Source organism: Methylobacter sp. Wu8 (assembly GCF_036440755.1).
In the GTDB taxonomy this organism is placed as follows: Bacteria; Pseudomonadota; Gammaproteobacteria; order Methylococcales; family Methylomonadaceae; genus Methylobacter_A; species Methylobacter_A tundripaludum_A.
In genome coordinates, this window is the sequence record NZ_JAZGVT010000057.1 from 23,540 (window position 1) to 48,087 (window position 24,548).

Consider the following 24,548-nt stretch of genomic DNA (forward strand, 5'->3'; position numbering starts at 1 on the left):
CAGCTGCTTGTGTTGCGGTGGCCGCCTGATGCCCCGCTTGAAAGGGTACACGTAGCGTCCAACATGGCTAAGTCAAGATTTCGACTTCACAGCTTTCAAACCACCCCTCACGAACAACATTATCGCGAACTTTATTAGGATCACTGGTATATGCCACGATAGCCAGACTCTTCACAGCTCTGCTACAGGTCACATAAAAAAGTCGGCGGGTACGGTTTATACCGGTATCATCGCCATTGCGTTCATTTTCTATGTCCGCTTTTGTTTTATCCTTTACCCCAAACAGCTTGTCATAGCTAAACGTAAAACCCCGCGCTTCGACATCATCCATAACAACTAACACCCGAGGAAATTCTAAACCTTTGACACCTTGGTGAGTGTCAAAAGGAGCCTGTCCGTTGACATAATCAACGTATGGCTTGATTTGGGCAAAAGGCGTTAGTAAAAACTTGTCCCAGGCATCTAGTATCGGGTTGGTATCTTTTTCATTACTGCTCTGTTCAGCGTTCTTCTGCTCAACTTCATTTCGAAAAGCAATGGGACGTAAGCTTTCGGGAATCTCAAACAACCCGGTATGACTAACACAGCGCAAAATATCCAAAAAATGCGGTTCGTCATTATTCGACCAAAGCGCGATTAATTGTTCGACAGCTTCGCGGGCTTTTTTCAATTGACTTAGTTGATCTTCACCCAATTCTTTGAGGGTTGCTTTACTCAGCAAGGGTGAAGAATTGCGAACAATAGCTGCGACGGCAAATTCATCGCCGTTTTGTTTGGCCTTGACAAGAGGCAGCACCTGTTGAGAAAAAAGACGTAACCCAGGAAGAGAACCATCCAGTAATGCTGTCTTTAGCCTGTCGATTTGATAGAGCGGCTCAAACATCTCCAAAAATCCCATACGCAACGCAGCCATATGATGCTCAAGTATCAATGTTTTAACATCATCGACGCTATTCCAAAGTGGATCGCCAGTAATAGCCGTCATACGTTGTTTGATTTCACGCTCGGCTGCCAATTTGTCTGCTGTATCGCTAGGTAAGATAAACAGGCGAACAAAACCTTCTTCTTTATCTGTCCTGGGACTTTGTTCTTGGGCATCGACTGCCGAGCGAATTTTGTTAATCAGTTTGACAATCCTCCGCGGACACCGATGGTTCATCTTCTTTACCGGCGTAGCCCATTCAGGAGGTAAGTTTTTGCCCAAATCTCTTTTTCCATCCGCATAAATCCGCTGCATGGTATCGCCGAATAAGCCTAGACAAAAGCGCTCGCTTTGTTGATGCTGAACTTTTAAGAAAGCCTCCATAAGGTGTTTGTTGGTATCCTGACTTTCATCAATGAGCAAAATTGGGAATTTGTTGATCAGTATCGTTTGCATGAGCGGTTTGTTGGTAAGAAAGTCAGCACCAATCTTGATAACCTCGGAATGGTTTAATGAATCCCGCCCACGATTGTCCCCGTTTGGGTTGTAAGTAAATTGTTTAATGTTATCCAAATCAATAAGTCGTTTCTGTTTGATTTCGATACTCTTTGCACGATCCAAATTTGCTTGCCTAGCTCTTCCCTTACGCTGTTTCTCCTCCAAGTCAGCGATTTCATTCGGTAGCGTTATCCTCAACCACTGTTTAATGTCAATGTTAAAGCCGCCAATCAACGACCAGACAAAACTGTGAATGGTTGAAACCTCGACTAAGGGATCAAAGTCAAGACGATGATTGATCTCATCACAAGCAGCATTGGTATAAGTAATGACACCAACCCGTTGTCCCTGCAAACGCAGTCGTTCCCCACTGTCCTTACGCAACCGCTTTAACGCTTTCACCAGAGAGCCTGTTTTTCCTGACCCAGCACCCGCGAACAAAAAAAAGCTGATTGGCTTATCCAAACTAAGGTAAGCATTAATTTTATCATCTACGTGATTATCGACATTGTTGTCATCGACAAGCTGTAAGCTTTCCATCACACCTTTCCTTCTGCGGTAATGGGTGGTAGCTCACTAGCATCTAAAGCTTCTTGCTGTTTTCGTTGCAACTGTTCCTGCAACCAGGATAATCCCTCGCGAATGTAAGTTGGTGTTTTAAGTTTCTCAGGCTCTTCTGAGTAGAGTAGTTCGAGGGCAAATTCAGCTTTTTTGCCTTTCTTAAGAATTTTAAACATCTCCTCACCCAAAGCTTCTGGTGTCTTGTGTTCGGTTATAGCATCCCTAAATTTTTTTATCAGACCATTACCCTTTAACTCTCTAAAAATCGTTATATTTTCAAAAACCAAAGCGTCTTCAAACGTATTCGAGAGAGACTCTACGGGGGGACCACTGTCTTGCAACAGTTTAACGGGAACTGGGATCTGGTAAGCAACACGAACTGAAAAGAACTGATCATATTTTTTAACTTTTTCAGTCGAGGAATCTAGCAATTCATCAATCAATTCTTTTTCGGGCAACCAAGTTTTTAATGTGGAGTTCCCCGTAATTTGTTTTTCACCTTTTATAGGCTGAACAGATGAGTGACTCCCTGTTGGCTCTGCTGAATCAAGATCAGTAATAACCAGTGAAATCAAGCCAAGATGCTCGATCAGTGGGCGCAAACAATGCGCATGGCTACCACCAATCTCCAACAAGGTGATATAGCACTGGTTCAAAACGGGAAAACAATTGCGGATAAAGTGTGGCACCAGCATACGTTCAGCCGGGCCTTCAACCAAAATAGCCGCATCGGCAAAGAACAAGTCACAATGTGTTGCCTTTAAATAGCGAGTGACAAATTTTTCGGTTTCATCCTTTCCCCCAAAAACCTCAGACAGATTGACGACCGTCGATGTAGGAACCGTGGCCGAATCGACTGCTGGCAATCGACGAAAATAACGTAGACATGAAAACTCGCACTCATGCGCAATATGGCTGGAATGGGTACTAACAACTAACTGCGTTGTTAAACTGTTGTTCTCACCCAAATCATCATGCTTACGCAAGATGCCGTAGGCCTTGTTAATGAAAACCTGTTGGACTTGCACATGCAGATGTGCCTCTGGCTCTTCCACGAGAACCAAATGCAATCGCGGCGGAAAAAAACTTTCGCTAGTTTTTTTCGCCGCTTTGCCAACTTGCATCCACTTATCACGAACGCTCATCAATTCGAAAACCATGAAGATCAAATTTTGATAACCAAGGCCGTTGTATTGCTCTGGCAAACGCAAAGAGCCAGAATCCATCACTTCATATTGAACCGCTGCATTGTGGCTCAAGCCATCCGTCGGTCTAATTTTGGTCGAAATGCTTAATTTCGGCTCCATGAACCCCGGATAATTCAAGTTTTCAAGCTCATTGAAAGCATTTGAAAAGCCGTCTTTTAGTTTTTCATTGAACACATTTTGTGCGGCCTCAATAGCTTGTAAAGCATCTAAATCTTCAGGCCCTGGAAATTTTGATGAATCGAGATGTGTGTCGTAATAGGAACAAAGTTGTTCTGATAATTTTCGTTTTTGAGAGTGTGTGTGGCTGTCCTTTCCATCGCTGTCAGCTCGCCCTTGTTTGGAGTTCGCATCCTCAAAACCACGCTGTGCATTGATTTTGTCAATGCGAATAAGCCCCTTAAATGGATCACCCTCTATTGGCTCACTTCCATGAGGCATGCGCTGAGGTTGTGCCACACTATTTTCAGGAGGGTTGCACTCTTTTGGATTCAATGAATAGGCGCGTACTTCAAAATGGCTTCGCAGTTGACGCTCCAGGAAATCATGCATCGTTCTAGGCCATAATGCTACGGTATATTCCCCACCACCTTCTGTTTTCTGCTTAACAGCCTCGGCTTTTGTAGCTTTGGCCGCTTTGATGGACAAAAGATAGTCTTTGTACAAGTCGTCGATTTTTTTCGGCTCTAATCGCAGGCGAACGCCAAGGAGCCCGCCTTCCCAATCCAAGGTTGGTAGTAGGTTTTGGACGAAATGTATTTCGTTGTTCGCCACTTGTAGCCAAACATCCATGGATGGCAGTACTTGCTCCCATTCAGTCAGGCTGGGACTTTGCGATTCGGTATGCCCTTCCCAGTCAGCCCCAATGTTATCGATAGCTGCCCAGTTTGACAGAGTAAAGTCATTGGTTGTGAAATAGCTTTGATTGACCAGAAAATGCCCAAGAGCAACCATAGCGGAGGTCTTGCCGCTGTTGTTGGCGCCCACGAACAGCGTTTTATTTTCGGTGAAGTCGATTCGAATCGACTTAAGCTTACGAAAATTTTGTATTTCTACAAATTTAATATGCATTGTGTCTCCACTTTTTTATCGACAGCCCGAAGAGTTTATAAGTGTTTTTAGCCACCCATTTTACATGATAGTAACAAAACAACCTGGATAACTAATATTAAGCGCGACCTATTTTTGTGGAGCGAGCGGTTTTAGATAATAGGGAGACAGACCACGGTTGTTTTAGGGGCAGTCCTTTAGCCTGCGCCCGACGGTTAGCTTAAGGTACCAACAGCAACCATGCCAAAAACAACATTTGACGCATTACGTTAAGCGTAATATTATCGGCTCATGATTAAATCGTTTCGTTGCAAAGACACCCAAACCTTATTTGCTGGCCAATCGCCCAAACGATTCCGTGCATTTCAAAATGTGGCGGAACGTAAACTGGTGCAATTGCATAGCGCAGCGACTTTGGCGTTTTTGCAAAGTCCGCCCGGCAATCGGTTTGAAGCATTGAAAGGCGACCGTGCGGGACAATACAGCATTCGCATCAACGACCAATGGCGCGTCTGTTTCTGCTGGGCGGACGGCGATGCTTTTGATGTTGAGATTGTCGATTACCATTGAGGAGAAAAACATGATAAAGAACGGTATGCGGCCCATTCACCCTGGCGAAATCTTGCGAGAAGACTACCTGCTTCCGCTAGGTCTGAGCGTAAACGCATTGGCGAATGCCCTGCACGTTCCTGCTACTCGCCTGCACGAAATTATCAAAGAACGCCGTTCCATTACGCCTGATACTGCACTGCGCTTGGCGCGTTATTTCGGCGGCGATGCTCAATCCTGGTTGAGTTTGCAAACCGCTTACGATTTGCGTGTGGCTGAGCAACAAGCTTTGGCCGCAATTGAGCGGGAGGTTTTGCCGCGGGAGGCGGCTTAAGCTTTTCTGAAGTGTTCGCACATCAAAATTCGGTTTTTTAAATCTCCTCACCCTAACCCTCTCCAGCAGGAGAGGGGACGAAGGTGCCAAATTTTGATGTGCGATAAGTGCATTTACGAATCATCGACCTGATCGGCCAACGAGGTCAATTTCTTAACTAGCTCTGACAATTGCTGTTGGCTTTCCGCGCGCACCGTGGCATGCGCCACTTTCCGCCCTTTGCGCGGCGCTTTATCGTAAAGATGCAAATGCGCATGGGGAATTGCCAACAGTTCTTCAGTCTTAGGCAGTCCGCCGATAAAGTTGACCATGGCCGCGTTGCCTACCGGCGCTGTTGAGCCTAACGGCAGATCCAGGATCGCCCGCAGGTGATTTTCAAACTGGCTGGTTTCCGCGCCTTCGATCGTCCAGTGGCCGGAGTTATGCACCCGTGGCGCAAACTCGTTGGCAACCAGATGGCCGTCCATTTCAAACAGTTCCAAGGCCAGTACACCGACATAATCCAGCTCCTCCAACAAGCGGGAGACATAGCTTTCCGCCTGTTGTTGCATCGGATCGTCGGCACGGCATTCGGAAACGCGCAGTATGCCGCCGCGATGCAGGTTTTCCGATAACGGATAGAAGACAATCTCCCCTGAAACACTGCGCACGGCGATGATCGACACTTCGCGGTTAAACGGCACGAAGGCTTCAACAACAGCCGGTACGCCTTGCAACAGCTCCCAGGCCGATTTTAAATCGTCGGCCGATTTGAGCAGCGACTGGCCTTTGCCGTCGTAGCCCTGGGTGCGGCTTTTCAAAATGGCGGGATAGCAGAGGGTGGTCATCGCCTGTTCCAGGCTTTCAAGGCTGTCCACCGCCGCATAAGCCGGAGTGGGGATGTCGATGTCGTGGAAAAAGGTTTTTTCAAGCAAGCGGTCCTGGGCAATGGCCAGGGCTTTCGGGGCCGGATGCACTTGGGTGTGGGAGGCCAGAAACTCCGCGACTTCAGCCGGAACATTCTCGAATTCGTAAGTGACCACATCGGCGCGTTCCGCCAGCTGCGCCAATAATTTCGGATCGTTGTAATCGCCGATCAAGGGCTCGCCCAGCTTGTTGGCGCAGGCATCGGCGGAGGGATCGAGAAAAATAAATTCCAATCCTAATGGCGTACCCGCCAGCGCTATCATTCTGGCCAGCTGGCCTGCGCCCAATATGCCCACTCTCATAACGCATCCCCCGGTCTTGGATCGGAATGCGCAAGCACCGATTCGGTTTGCTCGCTTCTGAAATTGTTTAATGCGGGCTTATATTGAGCATGTTTGTTGCTGATGATCGCGGCAGCCAGCAAGGCCGCGTTGATCGCGCCCGCTTTGCCTATCGCCAGTGTGCCGACCGGAATGCCGGCGGGCATTTGCACGATGGACAACAGGGAATCCATGCCGTTCAGCGCCTTCGACTGCACCGGCACGCCCAGCACCGGCACGGCTGTCTTCGCGGCCGTCATGCCCGGCAGATGCGCGGCTCCGCCCGCTCCGGCGATAATCACTTCCAGGCCTTTGCCCTCGGCCGTTTCGGCATAATCGAACAGTTTATCCGGGGTGCGGTGCGCCGAGACCACTTCGACCTCGTGCGGAATGCCGAGCCGTTCCAGCGTTTCCGCTGCAAAGCGCATGGTTTCCCAGTCGGACGTCGAGCCCATGATGATGCCAACCAGTGCGGTCATGTGTTACTCCTTATTAAGCAGGTAATCATAAATGTCTAATAGTTATCACGAAGGGAAACGCCATTAAGTTAAGGATTTTTCCGTTCGCCCTAAGCCCTTCGGCTCACCACGAACGGCTTAACCTCGCCACAAACGGCTTAACTGAATGACATTGCCTACATACATCAGAAAAATCAAAGCCGCGTAGTATCGCATAAACTCCGGTATGTTCATCTTTATACACAAGTATTTTAAGAGTCGTCATTCCGGCATGGATTGCCGGAATCCAGGCCACAGGGATGTGAACGCTTGGTTTATCTAACACGCTCCTATTTTGCAAGAGTTATTGTTTGCTTCGGCATTGCCATCCATGACTTCTGGATCCCGGCAATCCCTGCCGGAACGACGCGGCTAATAAGCACTTATGTATAAGTTTTTACCTTGAATTTCTAACTTTCATCACTATCGAGCCCCGCCTGTTCGGTGATGCTTTTAGGAAAAGTCTTTTTGACTTTAACGCCCAGCTCGACAAAGCTGCTGGCCTGACGGATCAGGTTGCCGTTGCCCTGAGTCAATTTGTTCATCACGCCGTCATAAGTGCTGTTGACGGTGCTTAATTGCTTGCCCAGTTTATCCAGGTCGTCGACGAAGCCCCGGATCTTGTCGTAAACCAGCCCGGCCTTATCGGCGATAGCACGGGCATTTTCGTTTTGGCGTTCATAGCGCCAGATGTTTTCAATAGTGCGCAAAGTGGCTAATAATGTCGTCGGGGTGACCACGATGATTTTATGCTCGAAGGCGTCGGTAAACAGGCGCTCGTCGGCCTGGAATGCGGCGATGAAGGCCGATTCGATCGGCATGAACAGCAACACGAAATCCAGCGACCTGAGGCCTTTCAGGCCGGAATAATCCTTGTTGCTCAAGCCCTTGATGTGCTCCCGCACCGCGTCGGTATGTTGCTTTAAGGCCAGCACCCGCTCCTGGTCATCCTCGGTTGAGCAATAGCGCTCATAAGCCAGCAACGACACCTTGGAATCGATCACCACATCCTTGCCCTCGGGCAAACGGACGATTACATCGGGCTTGAACAACCGATTATCCTCGTCCCGGAATGCGCCCTGGGTTTCGTACTCGACGCCTTTGCGCAGCCCGGATTTTTCCAGCACTTTTTCCAGGATCATTTCGCCCCAGTTGCCCTGGGCTTTCTTGTCGCCTTTCAACGCGCGGGTCAGGTTCAGCGCTTCCTGGTTCATTTGCGCGGTATCGCGCCGCAACGAGACGATTTCCTCGCGCAGGGAAATGCGGTCCTTGTTCTCGTTGTCGTAAACCGTTTCGATGCGCTGCTTGAACTCGCCCAGCTGTTCCCGTAGCGGGGTGACGATATGATCGAGGCTGGTTCTATGGTGTTCGGTGAACTGCTTGCTGCGGTCGTCGAAAATTTTGCCTGCCAGGTTTTCAAACTGGGTGTTCAGGCGCAGTTCCGCATCCAGCAACAATTTTAATTTTTCCTCGGTATTTTTCGCCTGCTCGTCCATGCGGGCCTGCAACTGGGCATTCTCGGTTTTGGTTTCGATGAACAGCTGCTGCAATTGCTTGAATTCGGCTTCGCGGGTTTGGAACTGCTTTAGTTTTTCTTCGGCGACAGCGAGATCGGTCGAGAGTTGCCGGATCAGGGTTTTATCCTTGCCGCTCAACAAGCGCATGGTCAATGCGCCGAGCAACAGGCCTATTAACGTCAATACCAGCGGAGGAATATTATTGATAAAATTCATGGGCTAGCTCAAGCAAGTCATTTGATCAGCGATGCCCGTCATTTAATATCTTAAGAAATCCGCGCATAGCATTTGTGAAAACCTTCGGCTCAATTACTTCTTTACGCCGCTGCTCCCGCAGTTCCATGATTTGCTCAAATTCCAACACATCTCGACGGGCAATGACCCCCATAGACCAACCCTCGAAGATTCGCTTGTCTGTAGGCGTGATGTAAACAATTTGGCAATTACTGTGTCTTTGATCGTCCAAAATCTTCACATACGTGCGGAGCGTCGTTTGTTCAGGTCCTTCCAGAACCTGCATGAACATGCCGCCGCCGTGAACAAGAACGCCGGTGATGCCCAGGGCCGGATTATGCCGCCGCGACGACTCCATGATGTTCTGCACTTGCTCGTCGGATATTACGTCCCTGGACTGGCTAAAATAGAGGAGTCGAATCATGGGTAATGTACCGTTTTGCTGAAGGCGCGCTCGAGCAACAGAAAGTCCTGTCATAATTATCTAAACGTTGCTGCCGGCGAACGTCATCTCCGCTTAAGCTTGCAAGCGCCTGAAGACGGCTTCAGCAATATCCAGGGTTTTTTCCAGGTCTTCGTCGCTGTGCGCGGCCGAAACGAACCCGGCCTCAAACGCGGAAGGCGCCAAATAAACGCCCTCATCCAGCATCGCATGGAAAAAGCGTTTAAACAGGTCTTGGTCGCATTGCATGACTTGGGCGAAGCGGCTCACTTGCGTTTCAGTGCTGAAAAACAGCCCGAACATGCCGCCGACGCTGTTCGTGGTCATCGCGATACCGGCCTGAGCGGCGCGGGCTTTCAGGCCTGAAGTCAGTTTTTCGGTTTTTGCGGTCAACGCCTCGTAAAAGCCCGGCTGGTCAATCAATTCCAGTGTTTTCAAGCCGGCGGCCATTGCGACCGGATTGCCGGACAACGTGCCTGCCTGGTAAACAGGGCCGAGCGGCGCAAGATGTTCCATGATTTTTCGCAAGCCCCCGAAAGCCCCGACCGGCATGCCGCCGCCGATGATTTTGCCCAGCGTGGTTAAGTCGGGCTGTATATTATAGAGTCCCTGAGCACCGCTTAAGCCCACCCTGAACCCGGTCATCACTTCATCGAAAATCAATACGCTATTATATCGGTCGCATACCTCGCGCAAGCATTCCAGGAAACCGGGTTCAGGCGGGATGCAGTTCATGTTGCCTGCGACCGGCTCGACGATAATGCAGGCAATTTGCTCGCCCAGCTCGGCAAACAGTGCTTTGACAGCCTCGCTGTCGTTGTAAGTCAGGGTAATGGTGTTTTCGGCAACGGCAGCCGGTACGCCCGGAGAGCTGGGCACGCCGAATGTCAATGCGCCGGAACCGGCTTTGACCAATAACGCATCGGAATGGCCGTGATAACAACCTTCAAATTTAACGATTTTGTCGCGGCCGGTGTAGCCTCGGGCCAAGCGGATTGCGCTCATGGTCGCCTCGGTGCCGGAACTGACCATCCTGACCATATCGACCGACGGCACCAACTCGCAAACCCGTTGGGCCATCAGCGTTTCGATTTCGGTCGGCGCGCCGAAGCTCAGGCCTTTTTCCGCCGCCTGTTTGACCGCCTCGATAACGTCCGGGTGGGCATGCCCTAAAATCATCGGCCCCCAGGAACCGACATAATCGATATAGCGGTTGCCGACACTGTCGTAAATATAAGCGCCTTTGGCATGGTCGATAAAAACCGGTGTGCCGCCCACGCCGCTAAAAGAACGGACCGGCGAATTGACGCCGCCTGGAATTACAAGTTTTGCATCGGAAAATAAGGAGCTTGCTTCAGTCATGGTTGTTTTTTATCGCCAAGATGGTGTGTATACCGTAAGCCTGTAGGGAACGGTTGCGGACAAGGTTAAATTTAATGGCGTAAAGGATAGGATAACTTAGCGTTGATTGAAAGCTTATCGTTCCATATTCAACAATTCTATTGAAAATTAACGGGTTTAAAGATACGCTCCAATTCGGGTTACGGCTTGGCGCTTTATTTAATAACAGACGCGGAATACGCCGCCCGATAAAACCGGTGAGCCCCTGACAAATCAGGCTCATTCCTTGCAACATAATGAAAAAACAGACAGCATCAAAAAAGCTCATGACAAGCCCATTGTCGCCAGACCCGAAAAATAACTCTCTCTGTTCGTTAGGGTGCATCATTGCAGCCGTCTCTGTTTCCGAAACATTGGTCATCTTGTTATTGGGAGCCATTCATCAACAGGGCATTGTATTGTCGCCGTTACAGGATGCGGTTTTGAACATAGCCCTGCTGACTGCGCTCAGCTCGGCATTGTTATGGTTTCTGACGGTGCGCCCGCTGACCTTGCAGATTGCCGAGGAGCGGACGGCCTCCAATAAGGAGCTGTTGGAGGCGCTGGAGAATCACGTCCTGCTCAGTATTGCCGATGTCCAGGGCCGCATCGTCTATGCCAATGACATGTTCTGCAAAGTCTCCGGCTATGCCCGACATGAACTGATCGGTCAGGATCATCGTATCGTCAACTCCGGCTATCACGACCAGGATTATATCCGCAACATGTGGCGCACTATCGCAGGCGGCCAGGTATGGAAGGGAGAGTTCTGCAACCGCCGCAAAGACGGGGGACTGTACTGGGTGGACAGCACTATCGTGCCTTCGCTGGACAAGGCCGGCAAACCCAAGCAATACATTTCGATACGCCGGGACACGACCGCCCGGAAAGCGAACGAACTGAAGCTGACCGCGCTCAAACGCGCGCTGGACGCCAGCAGCGAGATGATACTGATCACCGATGCGGAAGGATTCATCCAATACGCCAATCCGGCGCTATGCCTGTTTACCGGCTGGACGGAGGATGCGCTGATCGGGCAAAAACCCTATGTGCTGGACAGCCCTACCGCCTCCTGCACGGATGCAGGAGGCAGGGCAATGCAGGGAGCCATTGCCGAAATGCAAGACAGGCTTCATTGCAGCGAACCCTGGTCCGGCCGGTTGCGGGGCCGACGCCGAGGCAACGCTTCCGACCAGGATACGCTGGAATACTGGGCCAAGACCAATATTACGCCGATCCTGAGTGCAGACGGCGCATTGTCCGGTTATGTTCAGATTCAGCACGATGTCAGCAAACAAGTCGAGCAGGAAGCGGCCTTGCAAATCGAAACTGACGATACCGCCGCCCGGCTGTCTATATCGGAAGCACTGCATCAGCCGCTGACGCTGGAACAACGCTTTATTCAGATTCTTGCCATTCTGTTCGGCCTTAAGGCATTGGATCGGCAACGCAAGGGCTGCATCTTTCTCCGGGCGCAGGATGAAAACTATCTGGAGAAGTTCGTAGAGCTCAATGAACAAGACGCAGACCAATGTCTCGGCATCGAGCGGCGCATAGCGTTCGGCGACGGCCTGTGCGGACAAGTCGCGGTCTCCAGGAAACTGTCCGTTACCGCTCATTGCAGTTGCGGCGGCCTACAGCCGCACGGCCACTACATCGTGCCTATTGCTTCCGGCGAGGATATTCTCGGCGTATTATTTACCGTTACCGATCCTTACCCGGTGCATAGCGAATCCCGTATCGCCATGCTCACGGAAGTCGGCGAAATGATCGCGCTCGCGCTGCTCCAGCATCAAGCCAATACCTCGCTGGAAGCGGCGCGCGATGCAGCCTTGCAGGTCGCACAGGCCAAGACCGAGTTCCTGGCCAATATGAGCCATGAAATCCGCACGCCGATGAACGGCGTTTTGGGCATGCTCGATCTTTTGCAGGATACCCAACTGTCTCGCGAGCAATGGGACCTGATAGACATCGCGGCCAACTCGGCGGAATCTCTATTGACGATCATCAACGATATTCTGGATTTTTCCAAGCTTGAGGCGGGCAAAATCGAGTTGGAGCAGATCGAGTTCAACCTGCCTGAATTGGTCGAAGAGGTCTGCACATTGCTGTCCAGCCGCGCCCACGGCAAGGGCCTGGAGTTAAACTGCTTCCTGCCGATGAACCTCCCGCTACGCTGGCACGGCGACCCCACGCGCATCCGTCAAGTGTTGACCAACCTGATCGGCAACGCCGTTAAGTTTACCGAGCGGGGCGAAGTCTCGGTAAAAGTCGCCATGCCGGAAAATAACGGCTCCGTACTCTATCCCGGCAAACCGACGGCATTGCGATTTGAGATTACGGATACCGGCATCGGCATTAGCGCCGAAGCGCAAACGAGACTGTTCCAGGCTTTCTCGCAAGCCGACAGTTCCACCTCCCGGCGATACGGCGGCACGGGGCTGGGCTTATCCATCAGCAAAGATCTGGTTGTGCTTATGAACGGCCATATCGGCGTTGAAAGTACTGCCGGGCAGGGTTCAATCTTCTGGTTTACCCTGCCGTTGGAGCCGATGGCGAGCGATGTCCCGGTCCCGCAGGCTAACTTTGCCGACAAGCGCGCCTTGATAGTCGACGATAACGCAACTAACCGGATGATTATGAATCATTACTTAAGCAACTGGGGGTTTACTTTAAGCGAAGCCGACAGCGCGCCCGCGGCACTGGCCGAGCTCGAAGCCGCCGCTCTGCGAAACGAACCTTATGACTTGCTGCTGTCGGACATGCAAATGCCGGACATGGACGGCTTCGCCCTGGCGCGCGCGATCATCGCAAACCCCGCCATTGCCGACACCCCGCGTATTCTTTTATCCTCGGGCAGCATCGGCTCGCAAGCCGAAAGGATCGCATCGGGATTCGCGCAAAGCCTGTTAAAACCGGTACGACAAACGCAGCTTTTTGATGCTATTATCGACGCATTACAGCTTCCCGGCCGGAAAACCGCCGGCGTCGCCAAAGCCGCAGAGGTTTTGCCGGATTACAGCGGCAACCGGGTGCTGGTCGTGGAAGACAACAAGGTCAACCAAAAAGTAATACTTTCCCAGCTGGCCAAGTTTCAAATTAGGCCCGACCTGGCCAATAACGGGCAAGCGGCGCTGGAACGGCTGGAACGTCAAACCTACGATCTGGTGCTGATGGACTGCCAAATGCCGGTCATGGACGGTTACGAAGCGACGCGTACTTTACGCGAACGGGAAATAACCGGAGCTTGCCCCGAGCGTAGCCGAGGGGGCGGCAAGCCGCATACGCCGATCGCCGCGCTAACCGCTCACGCCTCGACAGGCGAACGCGAAAAATGCTTGACCGCAGGCATGGACGATTATCTCAGCAAGCCTGTCAGCCGGGCCGACTTGGCAATCGTATTGGCCCGCTGGCTGGTTACGCCATCCCATCTTACAAGCGCATCAACGCCTGAAGATAATGGCGCTGAACAGGGCCTCCCTTTGGCGAAAGAGCAAGCCGAAAACAGCGGAATTTCAGCGGCCTGCTGGAATGAAACATCGGCGCTCGAACGGCTGGACGGCGACATTAACTTATTGATCGAGATGATAGACCTGTTTCTCGAAGAGGCGCCTGTCTCTGTCGCGGAATTGAGCACCGCCCTGGATAAAGCCGATCTTCCGGCATTGGCCGATGCAGCCCACGCCATTAAAGGCATGGCCGGACATTTTTGCGCCGACCAAACCATCAGCCTTGCGGCGAATCTGGAACATGCCGCCCGTAGCGGCGCCGATACCGATTTTCAGGCAATGATCGACGACTTGACCCTGGCCACGGTGCGTTTAATCGAGAGTTTGCTGCAAAGAAAACGACAAAACCAATGAATACCAAATTCAATCTTAATGAGCTAAAAACCACAGACCGCCTGCCTTCGCCTTCGGGAACGGCGTTGGCCATCATGCAGCTGGTGCAACAAAGCGATACCACCGTGCAACAAGTGAGCCAGCTGGTTAAAGTCGACCCTGCGTTAAGCGGACGCATCTTGCGTTTTGCCAATTCGGCGGCCTTCGGGGCCAGACGTCCGATAGCCGACATTCAATTGGCCGTCATGATGATGGGTATGCAGGCGGTGCGCAATTTCGCGCTAAGCCTTTCCCTGATCGGCAACAACAGCCAGGGACATTGCCGGGGTTTTGATTACGAAGCCTACTGGTCGCGTTCGCTGGCGGTGTCGGTGTCGCTTGCAGCAATCACGGCGCTGGAACCCACCGTCGTGCCGGAGGAATCGTTTACCCTGGGACTGCTTAGCGACATCGGCAGTCTCGCTCTGGCGACCGCTTGGCCGGAGGTCTACGGTGAATGTCTTGGCGCGGCGGAAGGCAAGCCCCTTCTCGCCCTGGAACGCGAACGTTTCGCCATCGATCATAACGACTTGAGTTTAATACTGCTGGCCGACTGGGGTTTTCCGGCGATATTTCTGGATGCCTTAAAACTGAGTTTCGACAGGAATGTAGCCGGGCTTAGCCGAACCGAACAGCTGGCCAGACAACTGATTCTCGCCCGGCTGATCGGGGACTACTGCATTGCCGATGAAGCCCATCGGGCCGAGTTGTTGCCGGACTTAATAACGGAAGCCAGTCTTCACGGCCTGGATGAACCGGCTTTGCTGACGTTTATCGATGAAACAATCGAGCTTTGGCACGAATGGGGCAAGTTAATCGAGGTAAAAACCGATATATCCCAACCGTTGCTGAAACCCGCCGCCGCTCTGGAGCCGGTTTTATCCGGCTTGAACTTGCTGCTGGTCGATGACGACCCGATAATGCGGACGCGTCTCTCCAAACAGCTTGCGGCGGCGGGGCATCTGGTTGCGGTATGCCGCGACGGCGATTCCGCGCTGAAACATATCGTCGAGCACAACCCTCAATTGGTGATTACCGATTGGCGCATGAAGCCGATGGATGGATTAACGCTGTGCAAGGCCTTACGCGCATCGGCTTTTGGCAAAAACATTTACCTGATTATGCTGACCTCGACCGAAGAAGAGGATGCCCTGGTTGAAGCTTTCGACGCCGGTATCGACGATTATGTGACCAAGCCGGTCAGCCTTCGCGTGCTGCTGGCGCGGCTCCGGGCCGGCCAGCGTATCATCACGCTGCAACATGAACTGGAAAAAGAGAGCCGGGACATCCAGCGCTATTCCGCGGAACTGGCGGTCGCCAACCGCCGTCTTAAGTCTATGGCGAATACCGATATTCTGACCGGTTTGCCCAATCGGCGCTATGCGCTGAACCGCCTGGAACAGGAATCGGCGGCCGCACGGCGCGCCAATCAAGCCTTAAGCGTTTTGATGCTGGATCTGGATCATTTCAAATCGGTCAATGACACCTTGGGCCATGATGTCGGCGATAAGGTGTTGGCTCATGCGGCGGGACTGATGCGTAAAGCCGCCCGCACCAACGACATTGTCTGTCGCCTGGGCGGCGAAGAGTTTCTGATTATCGCCCCCAACACCGACGGCGCCACCGCCATGCTGCTGGCCGAACGCATCCGCAGTTCCATCGAAAAAAATCAACCCCACGGGCTCGTATTGCGCCACCCGGTTACCGTCAGTATTGGCGTGGCGGGCTCTACCGGGGCCAAGCCGGGCTGGAAAGAGCTGATGAAATCGGCCGATGACGCGTTGTACCGGGTCAAACAAGCCGACCGCAACGGCATACGGCTTGCCTTGTCGCCCTAGTCAGCCGCCTGCAACAGTTTAGGCGGCCCACCTTGCCAACAGCAGCGGTTATGTTATCGTGTTTCAACTTTCCCGTTATCAGTACGAGACACGATTATGAATGTATTGGCTGTCTACAGCATCAAGGGCGGCGTCGGCAAAACCTCAAGCGCGGTTAACCTGGCGCACACGGCCGCCCGCAACGGTTTCCGCACCCTGGTTTGGGATCTCGATCCACAGGGCGCCAGCAGTTATTATTTCCGCATCAAGCCCAAGATCAAAGGCGGCGGCAAAGACTTAATCGCCGGAAAACGCGACCTGGACGGGCTGATTAAAGGCACCGACTTTGAAAACCTGGATTTATTGCCGGCCGACTTTTCGTTCAGAAACCTGGATTTGGTTCTTGACGCCAAGAAAAAGCCGACCCGGCAACTTAAAAAACTGCTGAAGCCTTTGGCCGAGGAATACGATTTTATTTTTCTGGATTGCCCACCGAACATCTCCTTATTATCGGAAGCCGTTTTTGAGGCCGCCGATATTTTGTTGTCGCCGATAATCCCCACGACATTGTCGCTAAGAACGCTTGAGCAGCTGGAACAGTTCATCGAAGATAATGAACTGAATCAGCTGGTGCTGATCCCGTTTTTTTCGATGGTCGACCGGCGTAAAAAAATGCACCGGGACATCATGGACAGCCTAGTTGCGAGTCATGCAGGGATTTTAACCGCCGCCATTCCTTACGCCAGCGACATTGAACGCATGGGCCTGGAGCGTATGCCGCTCGGAGGCTATATCAAAAAAAGCCTGTCCACGGTTGCTTACGATGCCTTGTGGCTGGAAATTCTGGCCCGCATTAACCAAACGCACAGCGCTTAAACTTACATCAATCTCTTGGAGTAAATCATGCCTAATAAACGATTTGTTACCAGCAAGCCTAAATCTTCAATTACCGATGTCCCTATATTGGGCGTAACCAAAGAGGATTTGATTGATGACTTCAAACAGTATTACGTTCATTTGCTGGGGCGCGACGAGAATTTCCGTTCGTCGCCGTTCTATGCCTGCGAGGCGTTGTCGCTGTCGATTCGCGACCGGCTGATGGAGCGTTGGAAAACCACCTATCAAACCTATAACAAAATGGATAGCAGACAGGTATTTTACCTGTCCATGGAGTTTTTGATGGGCAGAACTCTGAGTAACGCAATGCTTAATCTTGGCGTGACGGATGCAGCCACCCAGGCCATGCACGATTTGGGTATTGAAATCGAGGAACTGGTTGACCGGGAGCTTGATGCAGGGCTAGGCAATGGCGGGCTGGGGCGCTTGGCCGCCTGTTTTATCGACAGTTGCGCGACACTGCAACTGCCGGTCATTGGTTACGGCTTGCGTTATGAATACGGCATGTTTACCCAAACCATCGTCAATGGCGAGCAGGTCGAAAAGCCCGATCACTGGCTGCGGCACGGCAATATCTGGGAAATTGAGCGGTTGGAATATTCGTGGCGCATTAAGTTTGGCGGTCATACCGAAATACAGACCGATGAAAAAGGCAAACAGCGGGTATGTTGGATCAGCACTAATGATGTGCTGGCCGTTCCCTTTGACACACCGGTACCCGGATATAAAAACAACACCGTCAACACCTTGCGCTTATGGAAAGCCGTGGCGACCGAGGAGTTTAATCTGGATGACTTTAACGCGGGCGATTATGCCGAATCGGTCGCCGCAAAAGTCACCGCGGAGCACATCACCATGGTGCTGTATCCGAATGACGCCAATGAAAACGGCAAGGAATTGAGGCTGCGCCAGCAGTATTTCCTGGCTTCCGCCAGCTTGCAGGACGTCCTTTCCCATTGGATCAGGCTGCATGGACACGAGTTCGCAAATTTCACCAGAAAACGCTGTTTTCAGTTAAACGACACCCATCCGAGTATCGCCGTTGCCGAACTGATGCGCCTGCTGATGGATGTTCACGGCCTGTCATGGGCGACAGCCTGGGGCATTACCCGGCAAACCATGGCTTATACCAATCACACCCTGCTGCCTGAAGCGCTGGAAAAATGGCCGGTCAGGCTGATGAAAAGATTGTTGCCGAGATTGATGGAGATTATCTTTGAAATAAACGCCCATTTCTTAGCCGAAGTTGCCGCGCATTGGCCCGGCGACAAGGCCAGATTGGCCAGAATGTCGCTTATCGAGGAAGGCGACGAGCAGCAGGTGCGCATGGCCTATCTTGCGATAGTCGGCAGCTTTTCGGTCAACGGCGTCGCCCAATTGCATTCCCAGTTATTGCAACAGGGCCTGTTCCGCGACTTTTACGAACTATGGCCGCACAAATTTAACAACAAGACCAACGGCGTCACCCCGCGCCGCTGGCTGGCCTCGTGCAATCCCGAACTGGCCGCGCTGATAACCGAAACCATCGGCGACGGCTGGATAACTCATCTGGATGAGTTAAAAAAGCTGGAGCCTTTTGCCGAAGATGCCGAGTTCAGAAGTCGCTGGCGCGTGATCAAACAACACGCCAAGCAGCGCCTGATGGAGCACAAAAAACAATACCTGGACATCCATTTGAACCCCGATGCGCTGTTCGACATACAGGTTAAGCGTATCCACGAATACAAGCGGCAGATTTTAAATGTGCTGCATGTAATTCATCTTTACGACCGCATCAAGCGCGGCGACACCCACAACTGGGTTGCGCGTTGCGTGTTGATCGGCGGCAAGGCTGCGCCGGGTTATGCGATGGCGAAACGGACCATTAAGCTGATTAATAATGTCGCCCATGTGATTAACTCGGATCCCGATGTCGGCGACAAGCTGACGCTGTTCTTCCTGCCCGATTACCGGGTCTCAGGGATGGAAATAATCTGTCCTGCAGCCGATCTTTCCGAGCAGATTTCCACCGCGGGCAAAGAGGCGTCCGGCACCGGCAATATGAAGCTGATGATGAACGGCGCATTGACGATCGGCACGCTGGACGGCGCCAATATTGAAATAAGAGAGGAAGTCGGCGACGAAAACTTTTTCCTGTTCGGCCTGACCGAAGAGCAGATCGAAGCAAGACGGGAACATTACGACCCTTATGCGATCATCGATCAGGATGAGGATTTGCAGCGGGTCATGAATCTGCTGGAAAGCGGGCATTTCAACCAGTTTGAACCCGGAATTTTCGACGGGCTTATCGCATCGATTAAAAGCAAGTTCGATCCGTGGATGACGATTGCGGATTTCAGGAGCTACATCGATGCGCAAAAACGGGTGGAAGCGGCCTATCAGGACAAGGACCACTGGACCCGGATGAGCATATTGAATTGCGCAAACAGCGGCAAATTCTCCACCGACAGAACCATCAGCGACTATAACCGGGACATCTGGAAGCTGGAGCCTGTGCCGGTGCAATAGCCTTAAAGAATTTTGGCCGCAGGGCGGAAAGCGCATCCGCCCTGCAATTCAAAACGCAGCTAAGGTAAAAACTTCGTGTCTTCGCGGTTCTTAATCCGGCAAAGGGCGAACCTCAACATCCGCGTTCCATAATTGCGAAAACAGCGGCTTCGCCTTATCCAGCGCACCGCTGGTCCAGAAGCACTCCGTACCGGCATCGGCCGCATCCGCCAATAAACCGCCCACTTCAAGCCGGCGGCTCAGTTGCCGCGCAACGGCGACGGCGGAATCGATGACGGCTACGCCCGGCCCCGCTATCTCCCGTATCAACGGCGCCAAAAAAGGATAATGCGTACAGCCCAGCACTATCGTATCGGCTTTTTGCTCCAGCAGCGGCAGCACATATCGCTGAAGCAACAGCCGGGTTTTATCTCCCGACAGATCCCCCGCTTCCACCTGCTCGACCAGTCCGGGACAGGCCTGTCCCAATATCTCGACATCCTCGCCATAGCGCGCAAACAGCCGAACAAAATTATCGCCGGCCAATGTCCGGCTGGTAGCCAAAACGCCGATAACTCCTGATTTTGTTTGCTCCGACGCCGGTTTAACCGCGGGCTCCATCGCGATAATCGGCATCATGAATCGTGAGCGCAACGTCGTCACCGCCGCGCCGGTCGCCGTATTGCAGGCAACGACAAGAGCCTTGGCGTTCCTGCTCACCAAGAATTCGCTGATCGCAATCGACCTGCTTTCGATGAATTGCTGCGATTTATCCCCATAAGGCGCATGGCCCGAATCCGCCACATACAGCAGGTCTTCACCCGGCAACGACCGGCGAATCTCATGCAGGACCGACAATCCGCCTACGCCTGAATCGAAAACGCCAATAGGATTTGCGGCATTCATGTTTCGCAACTACCGGGCAGTAAGAAGGTGTATTTTTCGTTTTGAGCTTTTCATATCGCGCCATTATACAGTCATCAGCATAGATTTTCTTGTCCTTGCTGACGGTGCTACTTAGGTCGTTTATCTGTCATGAACAAGATTTAAACGTCTTCTGGAATCATTATTTTCGTTAGAATGCGGCGCTCTTTCAGAATCACTTCGCATTGAAAGAAACTATCGCTTGCCAGCGTTTCACCCGAAAACATCATTCGGCCCGCAAACCGGCACCAACACAGTTGGATCATTACCTCTGCCGACCCACTCGGCAAAACGGAAACTCTGTGGCGTGATAGTCTTCTGGTGAAATACGGCGAGCCGCAAACCACCCTGAGCCGTATGAAGATTTCGACGGCACCATGGTACTCCATTGCCATCTGTTTCTCATGAGGATACGGGGATGATTTAGCATTGAACGTGGCTATTATTAGCATGGCACAAGTATTATTGTTAATATGGATTCTTTAGATCTATAGGTCATATCGAATTATAATGACCACACTAGGAAACCTAATTTGACTCATTGCTTATGGCTATCGCAAATCAAATAAAAGCTTTGTTAAAATCGCATGTTGATGGCGATGACGCTCTGTTTTTGTCTATTGCAATGCAGATGGCCGCTCAAGAGGCAAAGCAAGGGCATGGGAAATTCGCCAAAGAAATTCGGGATTTAATCGATGAGGCAAAATCTACTCGCCGGACGAATGATTTAACGCCAATACCTTTAGTCAAACCGAAAGGCGAACTTAGTAATTTACTGAATGTTTCATACCCCAAATTGCGTTTGGTTGACATGGTGTTGTCTGCCAATATCGAAACCCGGCTACAAAGGCTGATTAAAGAACATAAACACGTTCAAAAATTGCGTTCTCATGGTTTAGCCCCACGTAAAAAACTTTTGTTAATCGGTCCGCCAGGAACCGGAAAAACCTTGACGGCTTCTGTTTTAGCTGGCGAACTTGGCTTACCGCTGTTTATTGTCAGACTCGAAAGTCTAATGACAAAATACATGGGAGAGACAGCAGGCAAACTGCGTTTGATTTTTGACGCCATCCAGCAAACGCGTGGTGTTTATTTATTCGATGAGTTCGACAGCATTGGAGCTCAAAGAGGCAATACTAACGATGTTGGTGAAATACGACGGGTTCTCAATAGTTTCTTGCAGATGATCGAACAAGATACTTCCGATAGTCTGTTAATTGCAGCAACCAATCATTCAGAGATGCTTGATCACGCGTTGTTTCGACGCTTCGATGATCTGATCGAATATGATTTACCGGAAAAAAAAGAAATCGTCGCAGCCTTCAAGTCAAAACTGGCTGCATTTAAAACATCCAGAATTTTATGGACAAAAGTGACTGAAGCAGCGGATAAATTAAGTTATGGCGATATTACTAGGGCTTGCGAAGATGCCATAAAAGACGCGATTATCCATAATAAAGAATTTGTCAGTCATTCAGACCTCATTCACTCAATAAAAGAGCGGTGTTTAATCCGTCAGAAACAACAAGTAAACTCGTAAATGGCAGATAACAGCAAGGAACGCCTTCCTCATCTTTTAATAAAAAAGTTGGCCAGTACAGACACTTATACGAGGCCTCAAAAAGCTATTGTCCTACCTGGAATGCAACTCCCTCAAAGAGATCGGCAATTTCACGCCCAACAACTGCTTAATCAAATCGAACAAGTAAAAACTCAACAAACTACCATTATTCAAGAACAAAAAGCGTTCGGTCTGGATGTCAATAATGGAATTTACCTAGCCTTTGAAAGCGAACCAGACTTCGAATTAAAGTTTAGCAGCCTGGAATTTCAGCCCAGCGGTATTGAGCTTTGTACAGTTAAAGGAGCAGATCACAAAACAATTGCCACCGTTTTTGTTCCAGAAGGAAAGCTCTCGCATTTTCTGAAGAAGATTTCACAATATCAGGAAGAAAACACACCCAAAAATAACCCCAAACACAAAGAGCTGGTAGAAAGTATTGCTGGTATTAAACTGGCTGCCTTGGATGCCCTCTGGACTGATGCTCCCGAATCATTGCCTAATATCGATGAATCGATCTGGTGGGAAGTTTGGTTACGTCATAGCGATAACATCGACTACGAATCATTTCTTCGTGAACATGCCCCTCAACTAGAAATGAGGGTCGGCAAAGAATCAATACGATTTCTCGATAGAACTGTTGTTCTTGTTTATGGCACTAAGGAACAGATGAGCCGCTCTATTCACTTATTAGGCTCTATTGCTGAACTTAGAAAAGCTAAAGACACCGCCGATTTTTTTACCGGCATGGATAGGCAAGATCAACATAATTGGATAAGCCAAACATTGAAGCAATTGACGCCCCCATCCAATGCATCCCCTTATATCTGTATCCTTGATACTGGGGTTAATGAACAACACCCACTGTTAATACCAGTTGCTGACTCACCAGATATGCATACTTATACCCCGGTGTGGGGAACCGATGATCGCAATGGTCACGGTACTGCAATGGCGGGATTATCCGCTTATGGCGACTTAACCGAAGTGTTGGCTTCCGCTTTACCCATACAGCTCACCCATCGTATTGAATCGGTAAAAATTACACCATATCCCGGCTTTCATGAAGATAAACGCTTATATGGTGCGATTACTCGTGAAAGTATCACACGAGTTGAAATCGAACCCAATCGGCAACGTATCTATTGCATGGCGGTATCTGCCACTGATGATAGGGATAGGGGGCGACCTTCCTCTTGGTCGGCTGCTGTTGATGCGCTTGCATCGGGTTATGACGATGAACAACAGCGATTGATTATTCTGTCTGCCGGCAACACGGCTCAAGCTTTTAGACACATGTATCCGAACAATAATCTGGCCGACGAGGTGCATGATCCGGGGCAATCATGGAATGCATTAACAGTTGGAGGGTATACCGAAAAAGTCTGGCTTGATTCGGTAGAATATCCAGGTTGGTTGCCGATAGCTCCACTAGGAGATCTATCCCCATCCAGTTGCACTTCCATGGATTGGCAAAAAACCTGGCCCATAAAACCCGATATTGTTATGGAAGCAGGTAATATGGCTATCGATCCGATATACGGCAATGCCGACTATATTGATGATGCTCTACAATTATTGACTACAGGACATAAGTTTTTACTTGATAAACAACTGGTTTCATTCGGAGATACCAGCGCAGCAGCGGCATTGGCTGCTCATTTGGCTGCGAAAGTACAAACCCACTATCCCGAGTACTGGCCGGAAACCATACGGGCATTAATGGTCCATTCTGCAAAATGGACAGATGCGATGAAAACAAGATTTGCCCCATTCAATACCAAAGACCAATACCGCCAATTACTGCGCTATTGTGGGTATGGCGTTCCCGATGAAGAAACGTTATTTTGGAGCAGTCGAAACGAATTGACACTAATTGCTCAGGATGCGTTACAGCCATATTTTAAAGATAAAAGCACAGTTAAAACCCGCGATATTAATTTACATAGCCTACCCTGGCCCACTGAAGTATTACGTGACTTACCAGCAAATACCCGCGTCGAAATGAAAGTAACCTTATCTTATTTTATCGAACCGAATCCCGGATCAAGAGGATGGGTAAACAAATACCGTTATGCATCCCACGGCTTACGTTTTGATGTGCGTCGATCACTTGAAAGCCTGGAACAATTTAAACAACGCATCAATCAACTTGCGCGTGATGAAGAATATAACAGTCAAGCACAGCCCGAAAGTGGCGAATGGAAATTGGGCGAAAAATTGCGTAGCTTGGGTTCCATTCATTCAGATACATGGCATGGTTCCGCGGCGGAACTTGCAGAACGTGGTTATATTGCCGTTTATCCTGTGTTGGGCTGGTGGAAAGAGCGAGCAAATCTGGATCGATGGGGCAAACAAGCTCGCTATACATTGATTGTCAGTATTAAGACACCGGGAGTTGAAACAGATATTTACACGCCAGTTGAAATTAAAAATCAATCAGTTATATCTTTGGCTGTGTGATAGTCACATGAATGAGGCGCACAGTTTCGTTGAAATTTCACCATAACCAAGCTAAAGCTAAAACAAAATACAAAAATCAGAGTAACTCCGCATTACACATGGA

Annotated in this window: 17 protein-coding genes; 8 read left to right on the forward strand and 9 right to left on the reverse strand. The window is 50.6% G+C overall.

Annotated features, from left to right (window positions below):
- Positions 1-67: 67 nt before the first annotated feature.
- Positions 68-1,960 (reverse strand): UvrD-helicase domain-containing protein, encoded by a 1,893-nt coding sequence (locus V3O24_RS08210; RefSeq protein WP_331306884.1) that lies wholly within the window; start codon positions 1,958-1,960, stop codon positions 68-70.
- Entirely contained in the window at positions 1,960-4,257 is a 2,298-nt protein-coding gene (locus tag V3O24_RS08215; RefSeq protein WP_331306885.1) for an AAA family ATPase, read from the reverse strand. Before V3O24_RS08215 ends, V3O24_RS08210 begins: the two co-directional genes overlap by 1 nt.
- 270 nt (positions 4,258-4,527) lie before the next feature.
- Here V3O24_RS08215 and V3O24_RS08220 point away from each other — a divergent pair, with 270 nt between their 5' ends.
- Both V3O24_RS08220 and V3O24_RS08225 read left to right on the forward strand, forming a co-directional pair.
- Positions 4,528-4,806, forward strand: a complete 279-nt coding sequence (locus V3O24_RS08220; RefSeq protein ID WP_331306886.1) for a type II toxin-antitoxin system RelE/ParE family toxin — start codon at positions 4,528-4,530, stop codon at positions 4,804-4,806.
- Between the two features lie 10 nt (positions 4,807-4,816).
- Positions 4,817-5,119 carry a HigA family addiction module antitoxin gene (locus V3O24_RS08225; protein ID WP_331306887.1) on the forward strand — a complete coding sequence of 101 codons (303 nt, stop codon included), beginning with the start codon at positions 4,817-4,819 and terminating at the stop codon, positions 5,117-5,119.
- 113 nt (positions 5,120-5,232) lie between these two features.
- Here V3O24_RS08225 and V3O24_RS08230 read toward each other — a convergent pair whose 3' ends face one another.
- The 6 genes from V3O24_RS08230 to V3O24_RS08255 form a co-directional block, all read right to left on the reverse strand.
- Positions 5,233-6,327, reverse strand: coding sequence for a 5-(carboxyamino)imidazole ribonucleotide synthase (locus V3O24_RS08230; protein ID WP_331306888.1), 1,095 nt, complete (start codon positions 6,325-6,327; stop codon positions 5,233-5,235).
- Positions 6,324-6,824 carry a 5-(carboxyamino)imidazole ribonucleotide mutase gene (gene purE / locus V3O24_RS08235; RefSeq protein ID WP_104423758.1) on the reverse strand — a complete coding sequence of 167 codons (501 nt, stop codon included), beginning with the start codon at positions 6,822-6,824 and terminating at the stop codon, positions 6,324-6,326. The genes V3O24_RS08230 and purE overlap by 4 nt, the downstream gene beginning before the upstream one ends.
- A gap of 428 nt (positions 6,825-7,252) precedes the next feature.
- Positions 7,253-8,575, reverse strand: coding sequence for a DNA recombination protein RmuC (rmuC, locus tag V3O24_RS08240; RefSeq protein ID WP_104423759.1), 1,323 nt, complete (start codon positions 8,573-8,575; stop codon positions 7,253-7,255).
- Between the two features lie 25 nt (positions 8,576-8,600).
- Positions 8,601-9,017 carry a BLUF domain-containing protein gene (locus V3O24_RS08245; protein ID WP_331306889.1) on the reverse strand — a complete coding sequence of 139 codons (417 nt, stop codon included), beginning with the start codon at positions 9,015-9,017 and terminating at the stop codon, positions 8,601-8,603.
- Between the two features lie 93 nt (positions 9,018-9,110).
- Positions 9,111-10,397, reverse strand: coding sequence for a glutamate-1-semialdehyde 2,1-aminomutase (hemL, locus tag V3O24_RS08250; protein WP_331306890.1), 1,287 nt, complete (start codon positions 10,395-10,397; stop codon positions 9,111-9,113).
- Positions 10,390-10,704 carry a hypothetical protein gene (locus V3O24_RS08255; RefSeq protein ID WP_104423761.1) on the reverse strand — a complete coding sequence of 105 codons (315 nt, stop codon included), beginning with the start codon at positions 10,702-10,704 and terminating at the stop codon, positions 10,390-10,392. Before V3O24_RS08255 ends, hemL begins: the two co-directional genes overlap by 8 nt.
- On the opposite strand from V3O24_RS08255, the gene V3O24_RS08260 reads away from it, so the two are divergent.
- From V3O24_RS08260 to V3O24_RS08275, 4 genes are all read left to right on the forward strand, one after another.
- Positions 10,703-14,278: a response regulator gene (locus tag V3O24_RS08260; RefSeq protein ID WP_331306891.1), complete on the forward strand. Its 3,576-nt coding sequence runs from the start codon at positions 10,703-10,705 to the stop codon at positions 14,276-14,278. The two genes, V3O24_RS08255 and V3O24_RS08260, sit on opposite strands and share 2 nt — an antisense overlap.
- Positions 14,275-16,134 carry a diguanylate cyclase gene (locus V3O24_RS08265; protein ID WP_331306892.1) on the forward strand — a complete coding sequence of 620 codons (1,860 nt, stop codon included), beginning with the start codon at positions 14,275-14,277 and terminating at the stop codon, positions 16,132-16,134. The genes V3O24_RS08260 and V3O24_RS08265 overlap by 4 nt, the downstream gene beginning before the upstream one ends.
- A 96-nt stretch (positions 16,135-16,230) precedes the next feature.
- Positions 16,231-16,989 carry an AAA family ATPase gene (locus V3O24_RS08270; protein WP_104423764.1) on the forward strand — a complete coding sequence of 253 codons (759 nt, stop codon included), beginning with the start codon at positions 16,231-16,233 and terminating at the stop codon, positions 16,987-16,989.
- Between the two features lie 27 nt (positions 16,990-17,016).
- The gene (locus V3O24_RS08275) at positions 17,017-19,518 is read left to right on the forward strand and encodes a glycogen/starch/alpha-glucan phosphorylase (RefSeq protein ID WP_331306893.1); all 2,502 of its coding nucleotides are present in this window, start codon (positions 17,017-17,019) and stop codon (positions 19,516-19,518) included.
- Positions 19,519-19,608: 90 nt separating this feature from the next.
- Here V3O24_RS08275 and murI read toward each other — a convergent pair whose 3' ends face one another.
- On the reverse strand, positions 19,609-20,403 hold the full coding sequence (gene murI / locus V3O24_RS08280) for a glutamate racemase (RefSeq protein WP_331306894.1): 795 nt from the start codon (positions 20,401-20,403) through the stop codon (positions 19,609-19,611).
- A gap of 565 nt (positions 20,404-20,968) precedes the next feature.
- Here murI and V3O24_RS08285 point away from each other — a divergent pair.
- The gene (locus tag V3O24_RS08285) at positions 20,969-21,961 is read left to right on the forward strand and encodes an ATP-binding protein (protein ID WP_104423768.1); all 993 of its coding nucleotides are present in this window, start codon (positions 20,969-20,971) and stop codon (positions 21,959-21,961) included.
- Positions 21,962-24,445, forward strand: coding sequence for a S8 family peptidase (locus V3O24_RS08290; protein WP_104423769.1), 2,484 nt, complete (start codon positions 21,962-21,964; stop codon positions 24,443-24,445). It begins immediately after the preceding gene.
- The last annotated feature ends 103 nt before the right edge of the window (positions 24,446-24,548 follow it).